The 23,831-nt window shown below is 39.0% G+C and carries 16 protein-coding genes; 6 read left to right on the top strand and 10 right to left on the bottom strand.

What is annotated here, in order from left to right:
- Positions 1–83: 83 nt before the first annotated feature.
- The 9 genes from CYTFE_RS29025 to CYTFE_RS0119215 form a co-directional block, all read right to left on the bottom strand.
- Positions 84–1,433 carry a sensor histidine kinase gene (locus CYTFE_RS29025; protein ID WP_052343311.1) on the bottom strand — a complete coding sequence of 450 codons (1,350 nt, stop codon included), beginning with the start codon at positions 1,431–1,433 and terminating at the stop codon, positions 84–86.
- A 294-nt stretch (positions 1,434–1,727) separates the two neighbouring features.
- Positions 1,728–2,066 (bottom strand): DsrE family protein, encoded by a 339-nt coding sequence (locus CYTFE_RS27325; protein WP_044213763.1) that lies wholly within the window; start codon positions 2,064–2,066, stop codon positions 1,728–1,730.
- Between the two features lie 75 nt (positions 2,067–2,141).
- Positions 2,142–2,936 (bottom strand): EFR1 family ferrodoxin, encoded by a 795-nt coding sequence (locus CYTFE_RS0119250; RefSeq protein WP_044213761.1) that lies wholly within the window; start codon positions 2,934–2,936, stop codon positions 2,142–2,144.
- 143 nt (positions 2,937–3,079) lie between these two features.
- The gene (locus tag CYTFE_RS0119245) at positions 3,080–8,632 is read right to left on the bottom strand and encodes an Ig-like domain-containing alpha-2-macroglobulin family protein (RefSeq protein WP_027473148.1); all 5,553 of its coding nucleotides are present in this window, start codon (positions 8,630–8,632) and stop codon (positions 3,080–3,082) included.
- Between the two features lie 385 nt (positions 8,633–9,017).
- On the bottom strand, positions 9,018–10,325 hold the full coding sequence (locus tag CYTFE_RS0119240; RefSeq protein ID WP_027473147.1) for a c-type cytochrome: 1,308 nt from the start codon (positions 10,323–10,325) through the stop codon (positions 9,018–9,020).
- 50 nt (positions 10,326–10,375) lie between these two features.
- A complete protein-coding gene (locus tag CYTFE_RS0119235; RefSeq protein ID WP_027473146.1) occupies positions 10,376–11,800 on the bottom strand; it encodes a c-type cytochrome in 1,425 nt (474 codons plus the stop codon).
- Positions 11,801–12,001: 201 nt separating this feature from the next.
- Complete coding sequence (locus CYTFE_RS0119230; protein ID WP_027473145.1) at positions 12,002–12,253, bottom strand: DUF4834 family protein; 252 nt, start codon at positions 12,251–12,253, stop codon at positions 12,002–12,004.
- A 268-nt stretch (positions 12,254–12,521) separates the two neighbouring features.
- On the bottom strand, positions 12,522–14,132 hold the full coding sequence (locus CYTFE_RS27320; RefSeq protein WP_081736042.1) for a S41 family peptidase: 1,611 nt from the start codon (positions 14,130–14,132) through the stop codon (positions 12,522–12,524).
- Between the two features lie 25 nt (positions 14,133–14,157).
- Positions 14,158–14,598: a dCMP deaminase family protein gene (locus CYTFE_RS0119215; RefSeq protein ID WP_044213750.1), complete on the bottom strand. Its 441-nt coding sequence runs from the start codon at positions 14,596–14,598 to the stop codon at positions 14,158–14,160.
- 426 nt (positions 14,599–15,024) lie between these two features.
- Between CYTFE_RS0119215 and tsaB the strand changes: the two genes are divergently transcribed.
- The 5 genes from tsaB to CYTFE_RS0119190 all read left to right on the top strand — a co-directional run bounded on the left by tsaB (position 15,025) and on the right by CYTFE_RS0119190 (position 20,199).
- Positions 15,025–15,732 (top strand): tRNA (adenosine(37)-N6)-threonylcarbamoyltransferase complex dimerization subunit type 1 TsaB, encoded by a 708-nt coding sequence (gene tsaB / locus CYTFE_RS0119210; RefSeq protein WP_027473143.1) that lies wholly within the window; start codon positions 15,025–15,027, stop codon positions 15,730–15,732.
- A gap of 44 nt (positions 15,733–15,776) precedes the next feature.
- On the top strand, positions 15,777–16,568 hold the full coding sequence (locus tag CYTFE_RS0119205; protein WP_052343456.1) for a DUF3108 domain-containing protein: 792 nt from the start codon (positions 15,777–15,779) through the stop codon (positions 16,566–16,568).
- 124 nt (positions 16,569–16,692) lie between these two features.
- Positions 16,693–17,262 carry an elongation factor P gene (efp, locus tag CYTFE_RS0119200; RefSeq protein ID WP_027473141.1) on the top strand — a complete coding sequence of 190 codons (570 nt, stop codon included), beginning with the start codon at positions 16,693–16,695 and terminating at the stop codon, positions 17,260–17,262.
- Between the two features lie 248 nt (positions 17,263–17,510).
- The gene (locus CYTFE_RS0119195) at positions 17,511–18,899 is read left to right on the top strand and encodes an IS701 family transposase (RefSeq protein WP_027473140.1); all 1,389 of its coding nucleotides are present in this window, start codon (positions 17,511–17,513) and stop codon (positions 18,897–18,899) included.
- A 67-nt stretch (positions 18,900–18,966) separates the two neighbouring features.
- Complete coding sequence (locus CYTFE_RS0119190; protein WP_027473139.1) at positions 18,967–20,199, top strand: PP2C family protein-serine/threonine phosphatase; 1,233 nt, start codon at positions 18,967–18,969, stop codon at positions 20,197–20,199.
- A gap of 52 nt (positions 20,200–20,251) precedes the next feature.
- On the opposite strand, the gene CYTFE_RS0119185 is transcribed toward CYTFE_RS0119190, so the two are convergent.
- Positions 20,252–22,762, bottom strand: a complete 2,511-nt coding sequence (locus CYTFE_RS0119185; RefSeq protein WP_044214180.1) for a YfhO family protein — start codon at positions 22,760–22,762, stop codon at positions 20,252–20,254.
- Between the two features lie 484 nt (positions 22,763–23,246).
- Between CYTFE_RS0119185 and CYTFE_RS0119180 the strand changes: the two genes are divergently transcribed.
- Positions 23,247–23,753, top strand: a complete 507-nt coding sequence (locus tag CYTFE_RS0119180; protein ID WP_152541882.1) for a hypothetical protein — start codon at positions 23,247–23,249, stop codon at positions 23,751–23,753.
- The last annotated feature ends 78 nt before the right edge of the window (positions 23,754–23,831 follow it).

The following is a 23,831-nucleotide window of genomic DNA, read 5'->3' as shown; positions in this document are numbered from 1 at the left end:
AATAGATGATTTGATGGTTAAATTAAAAACATAAATACAAGTATTTAAGTGTTTTTAACCATTGGTTTTCATCTGTAAATGAATTATTTGCCGGGTATCGTAAAATAAAATATAGATCCTCTGTTCACTTCCGACTCAAGCCACATCTTACCTCCTAACACCTCTATGATACCTTTAGATATGGACAATCCCAAACCAGTACCGTCTTTCACCTGATTTAAGCCTTCAATCTTTACAAAACGATCAAAAATAGCAGACTGAACCTCCGGAGTAATTCCCACCCCGGTATCCTTCACAAAGCACCTAACCATACCTTGTTCATCATCACTGAAACCAATCACAACTTCTCCTTTCTCTGTAAACTTAAGGGCATTATTTATTAAATTTATAAACACCTGCTTTAAGCGATGTGCATCTGTTAAAACAATCGTATCTACACTTTTGTTTTCATGTGTAGACGAAATAATCACGTCCGGAGTTATTAATTTTCGATGCTTATAAATATCCATTAGTTCTTGGAGTAAAATATTCAAGTTACAAGGCCGTAATGAATACTTTAACTGATTGGACTCTATCATGGAGAAATCAAGGATGTTTTCAATAATATTAAGCAAATAACTACCACTTTGATTAATAGTACGCATATACTGATCTCTTTCCAACTCACTACTGTACATTTTATTTAGCACCAATTCAGAAAATCCCATGATCGAATTTAAAGGCGTACGTACTTCGTGACTCATATTGGCCAGGAAATTGGTTTTTAACACATCGGCCTCTTCTGCTTTATTCTTGGCTTTTTTTAGTTGTTGTATCTTATCTTCCAGCTGCTGCTGCAGACTGCTTTGCGCATCAATGGTACTTTCCAACCCCTTTAATAAGATAGCCAAGGGAATAGATGTCATTGCTCCCACCGCCAGTACATTCACCGATACGGCAATCCACTCCACGGCCTCATATTGCGTAATCCTTAAACCTTCAAAAAGATCGACAAACAATCCCCAAGCAATCAACAAAATAGTACCCAATGTGGCAATTAAACTATTCACAGCACCCTTTACTCCAAGCAGCAAAGAAGACATCACGATGGAACCTATCACAAAATTAAATCCCGCCCCATCCTTTCCTGTGAGAATTGTCAATGAAATTCCCACAAAAAATATTAATCCAACAATAAAATATACACGCCTCACTAAGGAGATACGCTTTGCAAAGATGGTATACACCAGTGCGCCGTATACAAAGGTATCTAAAACAGCCACAGAATAAAGCTCCTGACTAAAAGACATATACATACCCAAGCCGTACGGAAAAAATCCGAAAATAACAATTACCAACAATATACTCTTAAAAACTCTCTCTCTCCAATAGTCCAGCCCATCTTCCGGATTGTACTGTCCTTCTTTAATATAAGATCGAATTTTCTCTATCATGCTGGAAATTACGAATAAAGAGCCATTATATATTCTGCACTATCATTTTATTTGATATAAGAAATAAAAACGTTGACAAAAAATTATGAATACCTGATAAACAAGTATTTATTGCTTCAAACCATACACCAAACAAAGACACATTTATCATAAACGCACCATAAAGAGCATACCCTGTAAATCGCACCAATCTATTACATTCCGAGAAACCCCTCCACAACACAAAATCATTCTATTAATACAGACAAACTCAGACCATAGCAAAGCTTGAGCACCACACTAAAAAATAAGCGCCTACAAATTAATTACCTTATCTGCAACCTTTTGTAGACTAACAATATCTACCATGGTAGCTTCTACACCAACCATTCGCTTGTCCAAAAGATGATAATAGTTTAAACAGGTTTTACAGGCCAACATCTTCACCCCTTTTTTCTCTAACAACTTCAGGGTATCTATAACGGGTGAACCTTCACATAGAAGCTTCACGCCTCCATTGTAAAATGACATAAATAAAGGAAAATTACTTTCCTCATTCACAAGCTTTAGATAGTTTGCAATCAACGAAAGACTTAATGCTTCGTCACCCTCACCCATGCCGTTCTTTGTGATTTGAATTAATGTATTTTTCATTTTTATTTTTTTTATCAGGACACGACTATCCACATCGCTACCTGATGTACACAGTCTAAATAATTAAGCCATTGACTATAGAAAATACGATGGTTCCTTTCGCGACGAACAATTGAGAAAAAGCTTTTCTCTGATCGTATCTATTGTCGTATCTTCGAGTCTGCGTGCCTGCTCCGAACATTGCTTTACACAGGCACAACATACCGTACATAATTCACCATTTGTCACAACGCTTTGCTCAATACTTATTGCACCTACGGGACACACATCCACACAAGTACCACAAAGCGTACAAAGTGCTTGATCGGTTTTTGGATATACCGTGGCAGATAATTGCTTTCGTTCTTTATAAGGATGATTGCCTGGTATGCTGGGCTCAGGCAAGGACAGGATATCCGGACCCTTCATAAGCTTTTCATTTACCTTAACGGCAAAATCCTTACACTTTTCCAAATCCTGATTATCTGGTCTGTTCATTGCGATGGGTCTTTCATGAGTTGAGTAAGAATGCTCACCAATAAACGCAGCACCTGCTACAATTACAAACCCACATTCCTCAATAATTTCTTTAAGTTCCAAAAGCGCATCATCATAATCACGATTACCGTACACCACCACAATAATTGCCGGAGAATGATCAGACTTCAACTTTTTTAAAGACTCTATCGTGTTAATTGGCAAGCGCCCCCCATACACAGGTAGTCCAATAAGCGTCAGACAATTTTTTTCTATTTGAATATTAGATCCATTAATATCCTCTGCAATATTTATTTCGTCTATAATAGGTACATCCAACCCCTTGGCCACCTCTCTACATATTTTCTGAGTGGTCCTTGTGGGCGAATAATAAACCAGGCTTATACTTTCCATAATTTTCAAATTTGTTATTCTCTTAATGACATTTACAATAACAGAAATAGATGCCATTCATGACTATTCTGATAAACGGAGCAATAAGCAACCTTTAGAGCAAGCTCCTTTATTGGCTCCATCCAAACACATATATTACATACCTATTGCTTCACCACTTCAACCCAACGACCTGCTTTTCTTGCACTAATTTGGTTGTTATACATAGCCTCACAAGAAACCGAAGGCAGATAATACCTTCCTTGGTAAGTAGCATTTAACAACACCACATATTTTTGGCTTCTTCCACGCTCCAAATCAAAGTAAGTATAAACTCTGTCATCACGTATATCACGATAATCGGGCACATTCACATCGTATGCCGAATTCACATCTTCCATACGGGTATTTCTAATCTCCCAACCAGAGGGAAAAATCTGCGTCAAAGCCATATCTGTATAACGCGCCAACTGTCCGGGATGCGTAAAAGTAACCGTAGCCTTAAAATCAGTTCCCTGTGCCAATTTCGACACATCAATAGGCTGTCCGGTCAAAGTTGTATATTCTACGCTCATTTTCAAGTTAGAACTTTCATTTATTGCGTCATCACCAACAGGTGTTCCCTCCACAAACAATCGCGCAAAGACCACTCCATCAGTATGATTCTCAAACAACACCTCGCCTTTAGCTGGAATAGAGACAGGCAATTCAACTTGACTCACCTGTTTATCCGACGACACCTTCTCTTTACCAACACCATTAAGACTATACGAATACGCAATTCTCGAGTCCTTTGAATGTTCACTCAGGCGACTTAAAGCAATCAATGCATAGGCGGTTGTTTGCGTACTCATCCAATGTTGCGAACTAAGTTGATCAGTAATTTCCTTCATCAATTGAGATGCAGCATCCAAATCATCAAGTAACACCAGGGTTTCAAAAATCATCGCTTGATCGCGCAGCTCCGATCCATATGAGTAATAATAGTTATAACCATCGTTCTCGTTGTTTATACTTTGCCCTTCAATGATATGCTTTGCCACATCCTTTTGTCCAGTCAAAGCATAAGCTGCTGCCAACCGGAATTTAGACTCCGATGTTAAGGATACAATATTACGCATACGGTTCATGGCACTGTTATCAGGCTTACCTGCCAAGGCTAAGGTATATAAACGATAAGCTTGATTCAGCTGTCGATAACTACTACCTGCCATATTGGACCACACCCCAGCTTGTTTCCTTTGATAACTAAGCCACTTACTTTTAAAATTAAGTGGCAAGGAGTACCCTTTCTTTTCGGCTTCGAGCAGGAAATGACCAGCATAGGTAGTTCCCCAGTCATTGGCTTCACGGCCACCAGGCCAATAAGAAAATCCTCCATCACTCGTTATAAAGGAAGCCAATCTACTGATAGCTGCTTTTACATTTTTTTCAATAACTTGCTTAGTGTTATCGTCTACTTCCATCACGTTTTCCAGAAACAATTGCGGAAACACAGAACTTGTGGTTTGCTCCACACAACCATGCGGATATTCAAGCAAGAATTTTAATCTCCTTCCAAAATCCACCGGAGAAATAGCAGACACTTCCATTGTAACTTTATTGGTTCCTTCCATACCGAATAATTCGTAAGGAATGGCCCCCTTTTCTTTGCCTTGCAACACTTTACTAATCGTTTCCACCCTAGGAGGATTGGGATTACGCACCTGAATCTCTATTTCATGTTCTGCCTTTTCGCTACCCGCTTGTGCTATAATTTTTACCTTCCCTACACCTAGCCTTTCAGGTATAGTCAAGGTAAAAGGCACCACCTGATCTCCTTCTTTCTCAAAAACCAAAGTTCGTTTACTTTCTTTCTGTACACGGAACAATTCATTGGTTTCAACCGATAAGTTTACTTTTTGAATATCGTTTCGCATGGCAAATACAGTCACCGGTAACTCAACTGTTTCACCAGGTCCCAGCACTCTTGGTAGGGTTGCCAATACCATAAGTGGTTTTTTAACCGGTGTAGTTTTCTCGGCATTACCATACATACGATCATGACAGGCCACCACCATGGTTCTTACCGAACCAATATATTCAGGCATTGTTATCTCATGAGTTTGACTCTTTCCACTTTTCAGTTCAAAGGGACCCATTACTTTAACCACAGGTTTAAAACGGTTGGCATGGGGGTCTTTAAGTTGATTTTCCATTTCACCATCACCTCCAATACTAAACACTTTTTCTATTTGTCCCCCATAAGCGCCAATCACCTGGCTATATATATCCCAGGTACGCACCCCCAGTGCTTCACGGGCATAAAAGTGATTCCATGGATTCGGGGTTTTAAATCGAGTAAGATCCAAGAGCCCTTCCTCCACCATGGCAATGGTATAGGTCATGGGTTTTCCACTCTCCTCACTCACTTTTATTTTCACCTTCTGCTGCGGCACTAACACCTCCGGCATATCAATCACAGGTTTCAGATGTGTTTCTGCATCTTCCACCAGTAAAGGAGTAACCCCATACATACGGATAGGTAAACTATTGTCCATTTGTCCATGGGGCTGAAGCAAGGTGACATGTACAAAAATATTAGGCGTCATATCCTTACTCACCTCAAAATTAAAAGAAGTAAATTCTTTTTGCGTACGCACCCAATACTCACGAACAATACGCGTTCCATTCTCAACCGTTACCAAAGCACGCCCTCCCTCCGAAGAAGCAAAATTCACCTGAGCCTTTTGACCTACGGTATATTTATCGGCTTCGGTAGACAAGGTAAGCATCGAAGCAGCTTCCGGGTTATCACCCATAGGCTTGGTGGCATATCCTGGCCAATCGACATACACCGTCTTTCCACATACATGACCACTAACTGGATCAAACACCCTGATCAGGTACCTTCCCCACTCAGGATATTTGATCCGAAAATCAAACGATCCTCTACCATTCTTGGTATGCAATTCTCCTTTTTGCACAACATCCTGCGATGAAGAAGAAACATAACGAGCCAGATTATCGGCTCCACTTTCCCACCACCATCGCCAACTAACTTTATAAACTACATACTTCAACACTTTTTGTGAAATAGGATTTCCTTCACTATCCACCGTAGCAACTTCAATAGTATGATCCTGATCAGTTAATAACATACCCCGCTTATCTCCCACGGGAGTTTTAACACCCACATAAGATTGATAAGGACTATAAGGAATAGAAAACCTATCAACACTAAAATCTCCACTCTCCTCAAAAACACGACTGCGAAAAGAGGCCTTCAACATACCGGGAGCCTGATCACTGACCGACAAGCTACCATGTACATGCACCCTTCCTTCAGCATCAGTCGTTCCTTCAAAAAACGTAAGCTCTTCACTGGTAAATGAGCGAGCAGGGTCGTCAAAGGTAAAATCTCTAAATTGATCAAATTTAGTGGGAATGGAGCTCAATGTCGCACTCACATAAGCTTTTAGATTCTTAGCAACAGCCCCATGCAACCACTTCACTTCCATATTTGCACTAATAGATGGTTGCGCCACAGATATGATATCCTCTCCAAAATCCATCTTTATTTTTAATCGATTGGGCTTTACTGTCTCTACCTTTAGTGTCTTATTAAAAGAAGTACCTCCTACCAAGAAGCGCGCCTGCCAATTTCCTGTGGGTGAGCTTTGATCCGTGGCAAGCTTAAACAGGTACATGTTATGAGTGTTGTTACTACTGGCAATACGTTTCACCAGCCTTCCATATGGATTTCTCAATTCAAAAACAACGGGGTGCTTATCTGGCAAACTATGCTCTCTATCTTCCAGAATAAAGGATACGAATAGGGTATCCCCGGGCCTCCACACTCCACGTTCGCCATAAATATATCCCTTTAGATTTTTATCAATGGTTTGTCCGGCCACATCAAACCTACTCAAAGAAAGAGAGGAACCTTCATCTAACCTCAAGTACCCACGTTGATTCTTGTGTTTAGCCACCAAGAGATACGGTCTTTGTGTCACATCCACTCTAAGCAGTCCACTATCATTACTTTTCTCCGAAGCAATTAACTGATTCTGATAATTGTATATCTCCACCTCCACATCAGCCAATGGCTCAGTGGTGCGTAAATCAGTAACAGCCACCACCATCTCCTTGTCACTTCCTTTTTTGGCAATAATACCAATATTCGAAGCCAGTATATTCCTACTTACAAATCGATTCTTATTATAATAAGCCTCTTTACAAGGGTCATCTCGATCTTGCCAGCCAGAATAGTAATATTCATTATCATAATAGCTATATTCAGCATTGGGAGCGTCGTAATAAGCAATTTCCTCTTCTGTAATTTCATCGGGGTCATGATCGTAGTTATCATATACACTCGCATCTTCATTGGCACAAGGAAAAATTGCATTTCGTCTTGCAAAACGAAGTTCAACCCTATATATAGCGCCCCTGTCTACGTTCACCAACTGATCCAGAGCAATGGAGAAAGTATTCCACTGGTTTAAATCCAAAGTCCGGTCCGTATTCAATGGAATAGTCTTTTTAAGCACCAATCGTCCAGCACGTTTAAGCTGATAACTACCATCCAATTGGTTGATTTGCAGAAAGGAAGCAATATTATTTTCAAATATTTTAATCACCCTTACTTCCACCTCTTTCAAGCTAACAGCCCTAAAAGGCAAGGTCAAACCCGAAGATTCAGGCAAAATAGTTCCTTTCCCAATAAACTCAACCCTAGGTTTGGAACTGGCAAAAGTAATTTCATAAGATTCTTTTTCCTCACATTTAGTTCCCAATACATTTTCAATACCAGGATGTATAGTCACCTTAACATCTCCTTTCAATGAGTGACCTGGCAAGATCCTAATGATATTATTCTCTATTTGGGTATAAAAAGAAGATTTAGGACGCAACTCAATCAAACCATCCAATTCCTGCGAGGGATTCAACGGATCTGTAAATAAAATCTCGATGGCCTGACGCGGCTGAACAACAGCCTTACAATGAATCAGTTGAAAATCATCAATGGAAGAAACCTTCACCTTTTGGAGCTCTTCTTTGTCCACCAGAATAGAGCTGCCCTGAATGCGAATTTTAATTTGACTCGACTTTTTTCCACGAATAATATGATGAATCAAGAAAGGATAACGATTTCCATTCTCAGATGGAAGCCATTCTATTTCAAGCGCGCTGCCATCTTGCTCTGCTTTTACCATTTCATGGATCTTCTCCAATGGGGCAAAGTCCGATAAAATGAGAGTCCCGTTTAATTTATTGTCCGAAAGATTGGTTCTATCGTATGGCGAAATATCTCCCTGTTCAAACCTGAAATTTTGAGATATGGTTTCAAAAGAAAACTCAAAATCGTCTTTGACATCATTAAAAACCTGGGGCAATTTTACCTTTACACCATATACTGTGCCCGATTCCAAGGGCACACTTGGTTTAAAGGCCAAGGATTGATTATCGAGCCAATAGTAATCCCCTTCAACAGCAGGTGATATTTTCATCAGACTCGATGAAGCCGGACTCCCGGGCTCAGCTTCCGGAACATTTTTTGAAAAGCGAACCATAATATCTGTTTGGTTAGATACCATTCCCGACGTAAAGGCAGTCACACTTTTGTTATATTTTATTTCGGTAAGCTCTTGAACTTTTTTTTCTTTATTATTACATCCTGCCATAAACAAGCAGGTAATCAGCGCAGTTAAGCCTAGAATACTTTTAGTTTGCATAGAGTAATGCGTATAAGGTTAAATGTTTTTTAAAGGCCCACAATCTACAAAAATGTTAGCAAGATAGCCAATTAAACAAACAGAATATTACGATGTATTCCCTGAGTTAATTTACTCGTCAATTGTCATCATGAAATTGTTACACACCCAGGGGGTGATGAATCCAAGCGAGTTGCATATGGTCTTAAAACAATTAGGATCCAAGAAATTGACACGACTAAAGCAAATCAATGAATACACAACTGAACAATTGAAATATTACATTGTCTGCTGAAGTTTCGCTAATTATTTGATCATATAAACAGCAACATTTACTTTTTACCAGAACAGTTTATGTATATCTAATATTTTTAGCAAATAATTCAGTGGTAAATTAGACAAACCCCTATTGTTCAAAAATATAATTTCCCAAGTCCTTTAACTCCTCATCTGTCAACTGTGGAAAACCAGTCATAGCAGGATAATCCATTCTTTTGCGACCAGGTTTACGAACCCACTGCTTGAAACCATTAAAATCGTCGGCATACACCTCTATCATCTCAGTTACCGGAGGTCCCACGAGTCGTTCCGTAATCCTATGGCATACCGTACAATATTGTTTAAACAAAGCCTCTCCGGGAGGTAGATCAGACTGAACTCCCATACCCGATTGCGCCTCCAAGGTGGCTTGTCTCACCATTTCTCCATGTCTGGCAGTACGCTCAGCCATCATTTTTTGGTGAGGCTCCAAAGCATTGGCCCTATAAGTATGGCGTCCTGTCCCCATGAAAACAATAGTAATAGTGAGCAAACTAACCACCTTAACAAAGTGCCGTCCAATCTTTTCCTTTGGTCCAGTAATTTCCTGCCACATTAAAATCATCGCTGGAATGGCAAAACCAACACCACCCGATATAATCCAAAACAAATTCCAATCTATTCCTTTCGAAGGCAAAGTTAGAAACACCAGTGAACCAAATAAAAACTGTGAAGTGGTAGTACCAAAGGCCAGAGAATAAAATTTCTTTTGCAGATCATATCGAGTAAACGCACCCAGGTTTTCTTTGAATTCGTAACTTTTTCTACTGATAAAATAAAACAAGAACAAACCAGTAACAGCCAACGAAGCCACCAAGAAATGGAAATAGCGCGGCAATACATTGGGCAAAGCCAGCGTAGATAAAAAACCATGAACCTCACCCCATTTTTCAGGGAACAACATTAAATTAATATTGGCCAGAAATACAAAAGGGATAAACAAAAAACAAGCTACAGCCACAGCCAATATGGATATATGCAAGGGTTTGTTATGCTCCAGCGTCTTCCACGAATATTTATGAGCATATAATAGCAAAAATACAAATGCCACCAGTGGAACCAGCATGATCCAATATTTACCCGTTAATGCATTAGCTGAATAAAAATAAATAGTGTACAACACATTGATAGAAAGCAAAGGAGCCACACCGAGCACCACAGCTAAACTTTTATTGACAGTAATCGTCTGTGCGATTTGATAAGCCAAAGCATCATATTTTTTATCTTTCAATCCTCTTATTTCGTACCAAAGCGTTAAGATAGAACCTCCCACCATTAAATTTACAAATAGAATATGCAATAAAAAGGAGGCTACCAACAAAACAATTAAAACCTCTTCGGGAAGAGGCAGTGGTAAAGGAATATCTTTGGGCACAAGTTGTAGTTGAGCAAACATAGGTGTGTTTATTTTACTTGGTTATTACTATTCTAACTAAAAAAGATAGACTACTCATCCGTATCATTTATCTTATACGGGTTGGTGGCTGTTCCATTTATTTGTGCACCCTCTAACTTATGAGGATACGACTGTAAAGACTTGATATATGCCACCAATGCATCCAGCTCTGCCTCATTACCCGGAAATGGGGGCATATATGTTTTCACATTGTGCATACCCTCAATATAAGCCTTCATGGCAGCTGTATTCAAGGGTTTATCACTACCATACATATTTTCGAAATTATAAACAATGGAATTAACTCCATGTGTAGTATGACATCTGGTACAAGCTATCAAAAAAACATTTTGTCCGGCCTCTAATTTGTTTCGCTCAGTAACTTTAGGCGTACTTACAAAAGAAGAGTGCGGCAAAATACCATCTCGTTTATACAAGGGATAATCTTGTTTTAACAGTCCATTGGCATACATATAATCGGCTATTACATAAGGTTTACGAATGAATTCCCGCAAGCGTTCAAATGTACCTAAAAACCCAAACAGAACAACCAACGGCACCCAAAGCCAGAACCTAGGAAATTTATGTGGTCGCCAAAGCAAAAGCAAACTAACAAGCACAGCCAACCCCACTCCACCTATCATGATATATTTTAACGACCCATACCAATCCTGATATGCCTGTGTTCCTAAAGCAACAGGCAGGTTACCCACCATAAAAGTGGGTATTTTTATATAATAAATAAAAGCCCCCAGTAGGGCGACGGGAGTCCAGTACAAAGTCCAAAGACTCATTATCCTAGTGGCAGGAACCTTAATGGGATCCTTCTTGTTGAGAAAAAAGGACGAAAGAAACAAAGCAAATACACCTCCCATCATCATGGCTAAACCGGTTCTAAAAACCAGTTGTGGCATATACATAGGATTGAGCACTCCTGACCAAAATGTATTATCGGCATTCCAGTTACCCGGATCCATCATAAAACCAAGTATGGCCACGATGATAGCCATCGTAAACCACGAGAACATAGACAGTAAGGCACCGAAAATAATATGTTGTTTTTTGGACTTTCTGCTTTTCTTCGCTCTTTTCCAGCTCAAAAAATAAAGCATAATCATTCCCACCTCCGTAACGAAAACAAGCCACTCCGTAAACCAAGCCATATAAAAAACCCTTATTAAGCTGGCAATGGAAGCCGGGTTCACCAAGGCTGCTGCAAACCAAATTCCAACGCCAGTAAGGGCACCCACAGTGGTGGTTATCACAAACGACACAAACAATAGCTTATAAGAAAATTTGTCCCAGTGGGCACTTTTCTCTGGGTCTGCAGTCTTGTACCCTAAGTACTCCATTAGGGTAACCAAAGGAATAAAACCCACCGCAATGGCATGATTTATCAGAACATGTAAAATGGCAATCACAGCAACCAGCATCCGGTTACCCATGAAATCAAGATGAAATAAAGGAAAATCCATACTTAAGGCTTGTTAACAAATTGATTCAAAATATAACCAATTAACTAATAACAAGCAACAACAATTGGACTAATTTGTTTGATTAATGCCATATTCGCCCTACACAAATGATACCTAAAGCCTACTATTTCATCACATCCGGATCTATTGAGCAGACCCAAGGAAAGGGACGTCAGCCATAAAATAAAAAACTGGGAATACTTATTTCACTTCCTCAAAATCGGTATATTCTCCCAGGTCAGCATCTACTATCTTTTTGTTTTTCGAATTCTTGCGAATTGTCATTTTTCCTTCTTCCCTTTTTTGTTGGTCTCTAAAATTCTGTTGTCTCTGATATTGCTTACTCATTTTACTCATCCCTTTCGCTAACAAAAAAGGTAGGACTATCCTTCCTATAAAACGAAATAAATAATAAAACGCGACCAATATTATAATCGCCCTCAGTACTCCCATAACATAATTCTTTTTGCAAAGATAATACTTTCCATTGACATGATATTCAATGCTACAAACCGAAATACGGCACTTGTTTCACCAACAAAAGACATCGAATTACACATATGCCAAAAACTATTTTTGCGCATAAGATGAAACCTGTCACAAAAGTCACTTAAGCAACAAAAAGGACTCTATCACGACCGGTTCCATCAGCTTATAACCACTCTGAAAGGACATTCAGTTGCGCATCCTTTCTTGTGGCCAACTAAAGCCTTCACTCGCCTTATTTCTCGAGCTGTTGCACTGCATTTTGCAGAACTTCATCCACCTCTCCCAATATGGGATAAAATCCATCATTATCGATAATATTTCTTGCGATATATGCTTTTATTTCGGTATCGATCAAATGCTCAGAAATCTTAAATTGCTTCCTGTTCAACTTCACACCTTCTTTTGAAGCAAAAGACTTAAAGGCCTTCAATATTGGCTGTTCATTCAAATACCTTTTCACTTCCTCAACCTTAGTAAACTGCTCCATTATAGATCTATTGTTATCAGTATATTCCAGTGCAAACCTATAGATCAATCCATTCTCTCTAACACGATAATAATACTCTGTTAAGGCCGTTGTATCACGAGGAACAAAATAATCGGGCATAATACCTCCACCCCCATAAACGGTACGACCATTTTTGGTTTTGTAAGCCAAAGAGTCATTTACACTTATACTGTCTCTATTAAAGAATTCACCATGTTGAAAACGTTCAATAATATCCTTATAATACTCTTCATTCCCATTATCATAAGGTTTCTGTATACATCTTCCAGCAGGCGTATAATACCTAGATATGGTCAAACGCAATGCAGATCCGTCAAGTAGAGGAATCTGATTTTGAACCAAACCCTTCCCAAAAGTTCTACGTCCCACCACAATACCTCTATCATTATCCTGAATGGCACCTGCAAATATTTCACTGGCCGAAGCCGAAAACTCATCCACCAACACTGCAATCTCGGTATCCTGACAAGTACCTTTCCCATTGGCATGCACTTCCTGGCGCGGATTGGATTTACCTTCGGTATACACGATCATATCACCATTATGCAAAAATTCATTACAAAGATTAATAGCCACCTCCAGGTAACCACCTGAATTACCACGAAAATCAATGATGAGTTTCTTACTGCTACTGGCTTTTAATTTTGCCAAGGCTGTTAAAAATTCACTGTAGGTATTGGCTGCAAAACGGTTCACTTTAATATAACCAATCTCATCTGTTACCATATAAGATACATCGACGCTGTACATGGGGATTTTACCCCGTGTAATATCAAAATGAATAGGTTCTTTCAGGTTTCGACGAATGACTCCCACCTTAACACCAGTTCCCATCTCCCCTCTAAGAAGCCTTAGAACTACAGCGTTTTTAATACCATTACCTGCTATGGAAGAGTCATTAACTGACACAATTCTGTCTCCGGGTAAAATACCTACTTTTTCCGATGGTCCACCCGGAATCACAGCTATCACCATGACCGTGTCCTTGTGAATATTAAACTGCACCCCGATACCTCCGAACTCACTGGAAAGCTCTTCGTTCACATTTTTCAAATCTTTGGCTGGAATATAAACAGTGTGAGGATCTAATTTCTTTAACATTTCAGGAATCATCTCCTCTTGCAATGCATGTGTATCAACCGTATCCACATACTCTTCTTCTATCAAATTAAGAATTGCTTCTATCTTATTGGTCTGTGGATAAATCACCAATGGATTCTTTTTACCCATTTTCCCGGGCAAAACCACATAGCCAATAAAAATACCTACTATTAGTATCAAGGCCAGTAGTATTGGCTGAAATATTTGTCTTTTCGTATTCTTATAACTCATCATATTTATTTTACTATTTCTTTGGCACCTACATCTCTATATGTATTGTTTCGATGTGCGCACGTTTTAATAAGTTGATTCCATCCTCAACCCGGTATCTCTGATTATAAACTACCCGGACAATACCCGCTTGAACGATCAGCTTAGCGCATTCAATACATGGCGAACATGTGACGTACAGCGTGGCTCCTTCGGAACTATTATTGGAACGAGCCACTTTAGTTATTGCATTGGCCTCTGCATGCAAAACGTATGGCTTGGTAATATTGTTCTCATCCTCGCAGCTGTTCTCAAAACCAGATGGCGTTCCGTTATAACCATCACTAATAATCATTTTTTCTTTTACAAGTAATGCGCCAACCTGTCTTCGTTCGCAATACGAATTCTCTGCCCAAACATGAGCCATTCTCAAATATCTTTTATCCAACAAAATTTGTTTTTCTTCTGAAGGCAAGTCTTTTTCGTTCATTGATTCATTCTTGTTGCGTAAAAAGTCAAAGCACAAAAATAACAAAATATGCAAACGGTCACTTTGTTTACAAATTTATTTCCATCTAGTGCCCAGTCAATTCCAACTACCTGTAACACTTTAGTCCTTTTCTTGTTAATTAAAGTTAAATAATAAACACAGCACCCCATTCGGCACAGCCTTTGTTTACTTCCAATACAGCTATTGACACAGTAATAACGTAAAGAAAACTGGCTTTAAAGAAAAAGCATGTAACACATAGCTTCTTTCTGCGTACCATAAAGCAAGAGTAAGTTTTTTCATAGATTAGGGTTTAGGTTAGAAAAGGAGTCGTTTCAAAAGAACGACTCTTTTTTTATTTAAGGCCATTGGGACAAATCAAAACAAAAAGTATTATTTTCGCACACTTAGTAACACGAAATATTTATGGCAATCATTCTTTCTCTGGAAACATCCACCAAAGTATGTTCGGTGTGTTTATCCAACAACAGTACCATTTTGGCTAAAAAGGAACTTTTTGAAGCCAACTCTCATGCAACGCACCTAACCGTTTTTATACAGGATTTATTTAAGAGCCTACCGGATTTAAGCATTCAGGACATTGATGCTGTTGCCGTAAGCAGTGGTCCGGGCTCCTATACAGGGTTACGCATTGGCGTTTCTGTAGCCAAGGGCATTTGCTATGCACTCAATAAACCATTGATTGCGATTACTTCATTGGAATGTTTGGCACAGGCAGTGATTAACCACCCTGACCTCGCGGACAAAACAAAGCCAGATACACTGTATTGCCCCATGATAGATGCCCGTAGAATGGAAGTGTATACAGCCTTGTTCGATACCAAGCTAAAGCTGGTTGAAAAAATTAATGCCAAAATCATAGACGAAACCAGCTACCAAGCAATACTCCATCATCATCACATCGTATTTTTGGGCGATGGAGCAGAAAAATGTAAGGAAACCATTGTGCATCCCAATGCGCTATTTTTAGATGCCCAGGCGCCCTTGGCTTCAAATATGGTTCTCCTTGCCCACCGAAAATTTGAAGAATCAGATTTTGAAGATACTGCTTATTTTGAGCCTTTTTACCTTAAAGATTTTGTAGCAACCACTCCTAAAAAAAAGGTTTTATAAAAATAGCATGATCGCTCATGCTTCATCCCATCAAATTGTCTGTTATGCATCATCACATCACCTTTATAGTACTGCTGTTATTGGGCGTTGTTAATCTTACAGCTCAAAACAAGCCCAGCACCGGTGAGAACCAGACTTATCAGTCCGGTGAAAAATTAACATACAGTCTCAAATACGGCTTCATAAAAGGCGGTTACATTTCATTCACCGTGAAAGATACCCTATGGGAAGGAACTCACACCCAAGAACTAAAACTGTTTGCCAAAACATCTGGCATGGTAGACGCTATCTTTAAAGTCCGGGACACCTACATCAGCTATATTGATCCAACATCAGATCAACCCTTAAAGTCAGTGCGAGACATAAGAGAGGGACGCTACAAATACTACAACGAAGTCACCTACGATTACACTACCTTACATGATGATTCCATCACGATCCACAGTAAAAAATCAGGGAATGTAAGAGTTCCACCCACTATACATGATATTGTATCTGCTTTTTACTACGCCCGTAGATATAAGTTTAACGACGCCATGAAAGTGGGTGACATATTAGAGTTCACCACCTATTTTAGTGACGAAATTTTCCCTCTAAAAATTAAATACATGGGCAATGAAAGAATTTCTACAGCCTTCGGAAATAGAGAGTGTTATCTTTTTCATCCCGTAACAGAAGTGGGACGTGTTTTTGAAACAGAAGAAGACATGAAGGTTTGGGTAACACGTGACAAAAATAGGATTCCCATTAAAGCAAAGGTCAACCTAAAAGTGGGATCTTTTAGCTGTGATTTGACCGAACATAAAGGCCTCAAAAATAAACTTGGGAAGCTATAAAAGCCTAAAAATACTTAATTAGCTGTTCAATGGTCAATTAATCCCCATAATTGTTAGCAATTCTAAGTATTTGATTTATTTTTGCACCACAAAAAAATTACCAAAAGAATTAATTTATAACACTATGGCAACTACCGCTGATATCAGAAACGGGATGTGTATTGAATTCAAGAACGACTTGTATGCAATAGTGCAGTTTCAGCATGTGAAACCAGGTAAAGGTCCGGCTTTCGTACGCACCAAACTGAAAAACATTTCTACAGGAAAAGTAATCGATAATACCTTTTCGGCAGGACACAAAATCAATGAGCAACGTGTTGAGCGTCGTTCATACCAGTATCTGTATAAAGACGACATGGGTTACGTATTTATGAACAACGAAACTTATGATCAGGTTACAATAGAGGAAAAACTAATCGAAAATCATGACCTATTAAAAGATGGTCTGGCTTGTGAAGTAGTTTATCACGCCGATACAGAAACACCACTTCTTGTTGATCTTCCCATGCATATTGAGTTTGAAGTTACCTACACCGAACCAGGTGTTAGAGGCGATACCTCATCTACCAACTCATTAAAACCGGCTACCATAGACACTGGTGCCCAAATAATGGTTCCATTATTTGTAAACACGGAAGATTGGATAAAGGTTGATACCCGTGATCGTTCTTACGTTGAACGTGTTAAAAAATAATAATAACCAATAAATGATTAAGCCCGGTAAACATCAGGGCTTTTTCTGGTTTTATCAGCAAAGCATGTTTTTAGAATTACGCTTAACAAGAATACACTTTATTACGATATAAAGAAAATACATTTTCTTTAGTTCTACTTTAACAGATTAAAATGATCACTGAAAAAACGATAATTTAGTATTGTTTTTCTTTCGTAATAAACAGTAAATTAGTATATTGCAATTGAAACAAAGAACAAAACTCAAGTTTGCAATGGGTAACGGGCGAAAAACTTAAAAAATATACGAATAATGGTAAAACACTGCTAGCGGTCAACAACCGACTTGAAGTGTATTTATCTGAATTTCAGCACCATTTTAAAAATAGAACAAAATCCAACTTCGACAAAGCTACTCAATACGTCGAAGGTCTAGCTTTAAGCGATTTGAAAAACATCGAACGCATCACTGAGACATTAAACGCAGACTACCATAAGATGCAGCATTTTATCACCGAATCCAATTGGGATGCAAGAGCTGTCATCGACCAAATAGCAAATCAGGTAGACCAATCACTCCCAAACCAAAAATTAAAAGGATTACTCATAGACGAAAGCGGATGGGTGAAAAAAGGTGACAAAAGCATTGGTGTTGATCACCAGTATTGCGGGAACGTTGGGAAGACTGCAAACTCGCAGGTTGCAGTTTTTGGTTGCTTGTGCACGGACAAATATGCAGCGTTGGTCGACACGAGACTGTACCTTCCAAGGTCATGGTGTACTAACAACGCCAGGTGTGAAACTGCTGGCATCCCCAAAGAGGACAGGGTTTTCAAGACAAAACCGGAGCTGGCTACAGATATTGTGAAGCACCAACTGGAAATGGGTATCGAGTTCGATTACGTTGGGGGGGATGGACTTTATGGCAATGACCTTGCGTTTACCCGTTCGGTTGAGGATATGGGTTTGGTGTACATGCTTGACATTCATAGCGATCAAAAAATCCACCTTGAAAAACCAGAACTACATATTCCAGAGCGAAAGAGCAATCGTGGGCGCCCACCCAAAAGGCCGAAGGCAAGCACCCCATCGGTAAACGCTAACGAATATATAGAAACGCTTACAAACAAGGACTGGAAAAAGCTTGACATTCGTGATTCTGCCAAGGGAAAGCTGAAGGGATTGTTCCATTTTAAGACAGTTTACATTTGGGATAAGGTTCAGAACATTGTTGAGAAACGGTTGCTGGTCATTTCGAAAAGAAAGACAAAGCAGGGAGTAGAAATAAAATATTCGTTCACTAACGCAGAACTTGCTCAATACACGCATCAGGCGCTGGCATACATGCAGGCACAACGCTTTTTCATTGAGCATAGCTTCAAAGAGCAAAAACAGATAGTAGGCTTGGATCAGTTCCAAACCCGCAAATGGCTGTCATGGCATCACCAAGTAGCCCTCAACTTAATGGTGGGCAGCTTTATGCTGAAAGAAAAACTATTGAATCAAGACGAAGTCCCATTGTTGTCGGCAAGAGACATTATGGATTTTATGGTATACAAATTTTATCGTGAAATGACCGATGAACGGATGCTGGAAAAACTGCAGCAGCGACATGAAAAGCGACAGCGTGACATAGACCTCTGTTATTCAAAGCAATAAATCTGTTAAAGTAGAATTAGGTCAAAAAATTTAATACCTTACCAGCAAGTTAAGTTTATAATATTCTATGGTAACCCAACTTCAAAAAAAGAGACTACGACTTTTTAAAGATAGGTTGAATATTCTGTTGGAAATTGCTCAAACAATCAATGAAGACCACAGTATAGACGATTTACTGTCTGAATTTGAGATACTTTTACGCGAAGAACTTGAGGTAGGCAAAATATTGGTTTTTACCTATGGAGATGGGAAATGGGAAAACCTGCTCAATTCCGGTGTAACCAAAGAAGAAGTGGCCGATATAAATGTAGAACGCGACCTAGCTCAATACAAGAGCATAGAAAACATTACCATATCGCATCCTCCTCAACTAAAGGGCTTTGATGCGGTCATTCCACTTTTTCACCGATACAAAGCTATCGGCTTTGTTTTAATTGGAGATGTGGATGAAGAACAGAAAGGCATAAGTCCTACCATTAAGCACCTGAAATTAATACAGATTATCTCTAACCTGATCATTGTTTTCATTGAGAACAAAAGGATGCAGAATGAGCTCCTTGAGCAGGAAGCCATGAGAAAAGAGATGGAACTAGCCTCTCGTATTCAATCGAAACTTGTTCCCTCTGACGACCATCTTCCGGTGAGTACCAAATATTCTATTCACACCTTTTACCACCCTCAGTTTGAGGTAGGAGGTGATTACTACGATTTTATTAGACTCTCTAAAAACGTTCTTGGTTTTTGTATTGCCGATGTTTCAGGAAAAGGAATATCAGCCGCCATATTGATGTCGAACTTTCAAGCGGTTTTTCGTACCCTGTACACTCCCACCATCAACCTTAAGCGGCTGGCTCACGCACTCAACAAAAGAGTAAATATGAGTGCCAATAACGAAAAATTCATCACCATGTTTTTGGGTAAATACAATACCCTGACCCGAAAACTCACCTATATAAATGCAGGTCATTTACCCCCCATGTTATTTGACCGCAAAAAGAAACAACTCAGCCACCTTGACAAAGGGTGTATCGGCTTGGGTATGCTTGACGAAATCCCAACTATTGAAACCGGAAGCATCCGTATTCCCCGAAATTCAAAATTCCTGGCCTTTACGGATGGCTTGGTGGAACTTGAAAATGGTGATCAAATTGAATCGGGCATGAAACCCATTGAGGACATAATTTCCGATGCCAACGATATTGAAACAAACATGGAATCACTCAAAGACTTAATTAAAGTACAGCTTGAAAGAGGTTCTGTTTTTGACGACATATCGATTACCGGGCTAGAATTCAGATAAAATAAAAAAAAGGGAGCATGTAGCTCCCTTTTTTTTATCTAACAATTCTTTCTTATTTTCTTTTGAGCAATCTATATGCTGCAAACAATACCAAAGCCAATATCAACAGCGAACTTATCATTGATATCAACTGTCCTATTTGATAAGATAAAGGTTCAAATTTAAACTCCAGCTGATGCTTACCTTTAGGCAGCAACACCGCTCTTAATATATAGTTAGCCCTGTTGATGGATATCTTTTCTCCATCAACATACGCATTCCAGCCCTTGGGATAATAAATCTGCGAAAATACGGCCAACTGCTCCTGACCAATGGAATAGTCATAAACAATATGGTTTGGCTCATACCTTTTCATTTCAAGAGACCCTGCCACCGAATCAATGGAGTATGATTCGAGATCTTTGAATTCCTCAACATTTACAATGGCCTTTTGGTCTAATGGTACATATGACAGTGCATCAATTGCTCCATCCGGAGCCTGTACCGGATAAATATCTTTGACAAACCAGGCATCTCCCATGGCATTGGCATTTACAATAGGTGCAGCATTAGGACTATACACAATATATTTGGCATTCAACATGTTTAGTACATGCATTTCGCCTAATTGATCCTGTAAAGACTCTTGATCACTTTGCTGCTGTAATAATGAAAGTAAAGATCTCCAATCATTCATTAAATATCTATCAATCAAATCCTGATATCGACGCAATTTAGCTCCATGATAGCCGCCAATGGATTCATGATGGTATGAAGTCACTACCTCTTTAAAAGGATCTCTATAAATAGAAAACACGCGCTCTCCATCCTTCTTTTGTTGATTGATAGCTTTATCAGAAGCGCTTAATACAAATTCTTGACCTACTTTTCGTTTGCTCTGAAAATCATCGTTGTTTAAATAACGTTTGTCAACACCCCAATGATCAATAATAATCAATAAACCTAAACCCCAAATTAAATATTTGCCCGACAATTTATTAACCACAAAAAACCACAGCGATGCAGAAGCAATCAGAATAAAAATAAAAGACCGGATGGCATCCATCTTCAGCAAGTTAACACGGGCAAGTTTAAGATTGGCCAAGAATCCGTCAAAATAGGCCGATATTTGTGAAGCCTGCGCCGCATTCTGCTGTATAGCCTGCTGTTTTTGTTGAACAATAGCACTTAACTCTGTATCATTGATAAAACTAAAAAATGCATGAGGAAATAGATAAAATAACAAACTGATTCCTCCTGTTAGTCCAAAAGCTGCAAAAAACTTCCAATTGGCCTCACGAATCAGTTGCGGTTTGGTAAACACCTCACGGAGCCCTAAAAAACCAAGCGTAGGAATGGTGAGCGATGCGATGACCATGGCCATTTCAACGGTACGAAACTTATTGTACAGAGGGAAATTATAAAACATAAAATCAGTAAACGCAGGAAAGTGCCTTCCCCATGCTAAAAAAATGGAAAAGACAGTAGCTACAACCAGCCACCATTTATCTGGTCCTCGGTAAAAGAACATACCTAGCATAAATAAAAAACAAACCACCGCACCTGCATATACCGGCCCAGAAGTAAAAGGTCTTCCTCCCCAGTACTGACTTTGACCACCTACAGCCTCCTTAAAACGACTGTCAACATTATTCAAAGCAGCCCTGTTATTAGAGATGGCTTCAGAGGCACCCCCAACAACATTAGGAACCATAAGAGTCCAGGTACCTTGTGGCTCGAGACTCCAGGCATGCGCATAATCCTTATCCAAACCACTATGCTGTTTTTTTCCGTCTTCTGCAGCCAATTCCGATTTACCTCGGATACTATACTTTCCATACTCATAGGTTGTCCACAAATTAGTAATATTAGGCAATACAGCCACCAGTGCCGCTGCCGCTAAAACTCCTGTTGCCTTCGCAAACTGATGCAGGGTTTTGTGAAGGATGGCATATACCAATCGCGACACCACCAATATCATCACCAGTAAGGCCAAATAGTACGTGATTTGTATGTGGTTGTAGGCTATTTGAACACCCAAAGCGATGGTCGTAAACAATCCCCCCACCCAAATATTACGATTGTAAGTATAAATAATTCCCGCAATAACAGGTGCCATCAAAGCAATGGTATAAGCTTGCGTTATATGACCGGCAACAATGATAATTAGATTGTAGGAGCCAAAACCAAACGCCAACGCTCCGATGAGACTAAAACGCCAATCCATTTTTAAACTAAGAAGAAACACATAAAAACCCAGTAAATACAAAAATAAAATGGCCACGGTATGATAAGGCATTCCTAAACGTGAAGTTCTATTAATATAAGAGAATATATTTTTTGAACTATCCCCCTTGATTTGATAGGCGGGCATTCCACTAAAAGCACTGTTGGTCCATTGTGATTTGTTACCTGTTTCCTTTTCGAACTCTTTCAGCTCCTGTGCCATACCAATCGCATGACTATCATCCATTTGCAATAGGGTTTTGTTTTTTAGCACTGGACTAAAGTAGGCAAAGCTCAAAACAATAAATAACAATACGGTTCCAATGTAAGGGAAGAATGATTTTAATTTGTCAATCATAGTATGCATATAAAAAAATGAATCAGTTGTGCCTATGGTCGATTAGTAAATAATAGCTACCTAGTATTTATAATTACCAATCGATTTGTAAAATTTCAATGGCCTAAAAATAGACAAAAAGGGTATACTGTGCAACGGATTTTCTATAACAAAATATATAATTTTAACACATTGGTTAATATGTGTTAATTTGATAATATGCCAGTTTTATGGCATATAAATTGTAATTATTTAGTCAGAAGAGCAATTAAGTTTTTCATAGATTAGGTTAGGGTTTAAGTTTAATAATCGAGGCATCACTCGATGTCTCGATTATTTTCAAGAACCACATGAACACGAAAGAGTTTAAGTTTTTTTTCATAGATTAGGGTTTAAGTTTAAAAGGGAGCATCTCAACGGAAATGCTCCCTTTTTTTATTCCCAGGAAGACAATATAAATAATGTTAGGCTAAGGTTTTTCTATTATTTTTACAAAAAAAAGAAAATGAGGCATTGCATTTTAATGGCATTCCTTTTGTTAGCTTTATATACAAACGCACAAAAGAGTGTCGTGATATTTTATAATCAGCATAAAGCAGAGGCAATTCAGTTACGTAAAGGAGGATTAGTTGTGCTGAAATACCGCGGATACTTGCAGCAAATGGAACTGGAATCGAATTACATACTGGAATTAAATGACAGTACCATTACCATGGGCAAGCCCCGCTTATTTTCCAACCCCATCAACACAAAAACAATACGCATTGAAGACATCCATGGATTTAGAAAAGTTTCGGCAGGTGCCATGTTTTTAAAATCCACACTTACCATTGGTGCAACATTGGGAACCTACTATGCCGTTCGCAGCCACGGTGATCATTTAAATAGTTCTCAACAAATATTACTTTCAACAGGCGCAGGACTCCTTACCAGTATCTCACTCAAACTAATTTTTCCGGATAATAAGATAAAACACAAAATGAAAGATGGTTGGAAAATAATGGTTCGATAACAACACTTAGAATCCCCAGTGCTTATAAAACAAAATAGCTACTCAAACCCAGTTAAAAACGCACCACTGTCTCTATTC

It is taken from the genome of Saccharicrinis fermentans DSM 9555 = JCM 21142, assembly GCF_000517085.1.
Classification (GTDB): domain Bacteria; phylum Bacteroidota; class Bacteroidia; order Bacteroidales; family Marinilabiliaceae; genus Saccharicrinis; species Saccharicrinis fermentans.
This window is presented reverse-complemented; position numbering and strand designations above follow the sequence as displayed.

What these genes read in the sequence shown, in the direction of transcription:
- CYTFE_RS29025 (WP_052343311.1), bottom strand. Translation starts at nt 1,433, where the DNA reads ATGATAGAGAAAATTCGATCTTATATTAAAGAAGGACAGTACAATCCG.
- CYTFE_RS27325 (WP_044213763.1), bottom strand. Translation starts at nt 2,066, where the DNA reads ATGAAAAATACATTAATTCAAATCACAAAGAACGGCATGGGTGAGGGT.
- CYTFE_RS0119250 (WP_044213761.1), bottom strand. Translation starts at nt 2,936, where the DNA reads ATGGAAAGTATAAGCCTGGTTTATTATTCGCCCACAAGGACCACTCAG.
- CYTFE_RS0119245 (WP_027473148.1), bottom strand. Translation starts at nt 8,632, where the DNA reads ATGCAAACTAAAAGTATTCTAGGCTTAACTGCGCTGATTACCTGCTTG.
- CYTFE_RS0119240 (WP_027473147.1), bottom strand. Translation starts at nt 10,325, where the DNA reads ATGTTTGCTCAACTACAACTTGTGCCCAAAGATATTCCTTTACCACTG.
- CYTFE_RS0119235 (WP_027473146.1), bottom strand. Translation starts at nt 11,800, where the DNA reads ATGGATTTTCCTTTATTTCATCTTGATTTCATGGGTAACCGGATGCTG.
- CYTFE_RS0119230 (WP_027473145.1), bottom strand. Translation starts at nt 12,253, where the DNA reads ATGGGAGTACTGAGGGCGATTATAATATTGGTCGCGTTTTATTATTTA.
- CYTFE_RS27320 (WP_081736042.1), bottom strand. Translation starts at nt 14,132, where the DNA reads ATGATGAGTTATAAGAATACGAAAAGACAAATATTTCAGCCAATACTA.
- CYTFE_RS0119215 (WP_044213750.1), bottom strand. Translation starts at nt 14,598, where the DNA reads ATGAACGAAAAAGACTTGCCTTCAGAAGAAAAACAAATTTTGTTGGAT.
- tsaB (WP_027473143.1), top strand. Translation starts at nt 15,025, where the DNA reads ATGGCAATCATTCTTTCTCTGGAAACATCCACCAAAGTATGTTCGGTG.
- CYTFE_RS0119205 (WP_052343456.1), top strand. Translation starts at nt 15,777, where the DNA reads ATGCATCATCACATCACCTTTATAGTACTGCTGTTATTGGGCGTTGTT.
- efp (WP_027473141.1), top strand. Translation starts at nt 16,693, where the DNA reads ATGGCAACTACCGCTGATATCAGAAACGGGATGTGTATTGAATTCAAG.
- CYTFE_RS0119190 (WP_027473139.1), top strand. Translation starts at nt 18,967, where the DNA reads ATGGTAACCCAACTTCAAAAAAAGAGACTACGACTTTTTAAAGATAGG.
- CYTFE_RS0119185 (WP_044214180.1), bottom strand. Translation starts at nt 22,762, where the DNA reads ATGATTGACAAATTAAAATCATTCTTCCCTTACATTGGAACCGTATTG.
- CYTFE_RS0119180 (WP_152541882.1), top strand. Translation starts at nt 23,247, where the DNA reads ATGAGGCATTGCATTTTAATGGCATTCCTTTTGTTAGCTTTATATACA.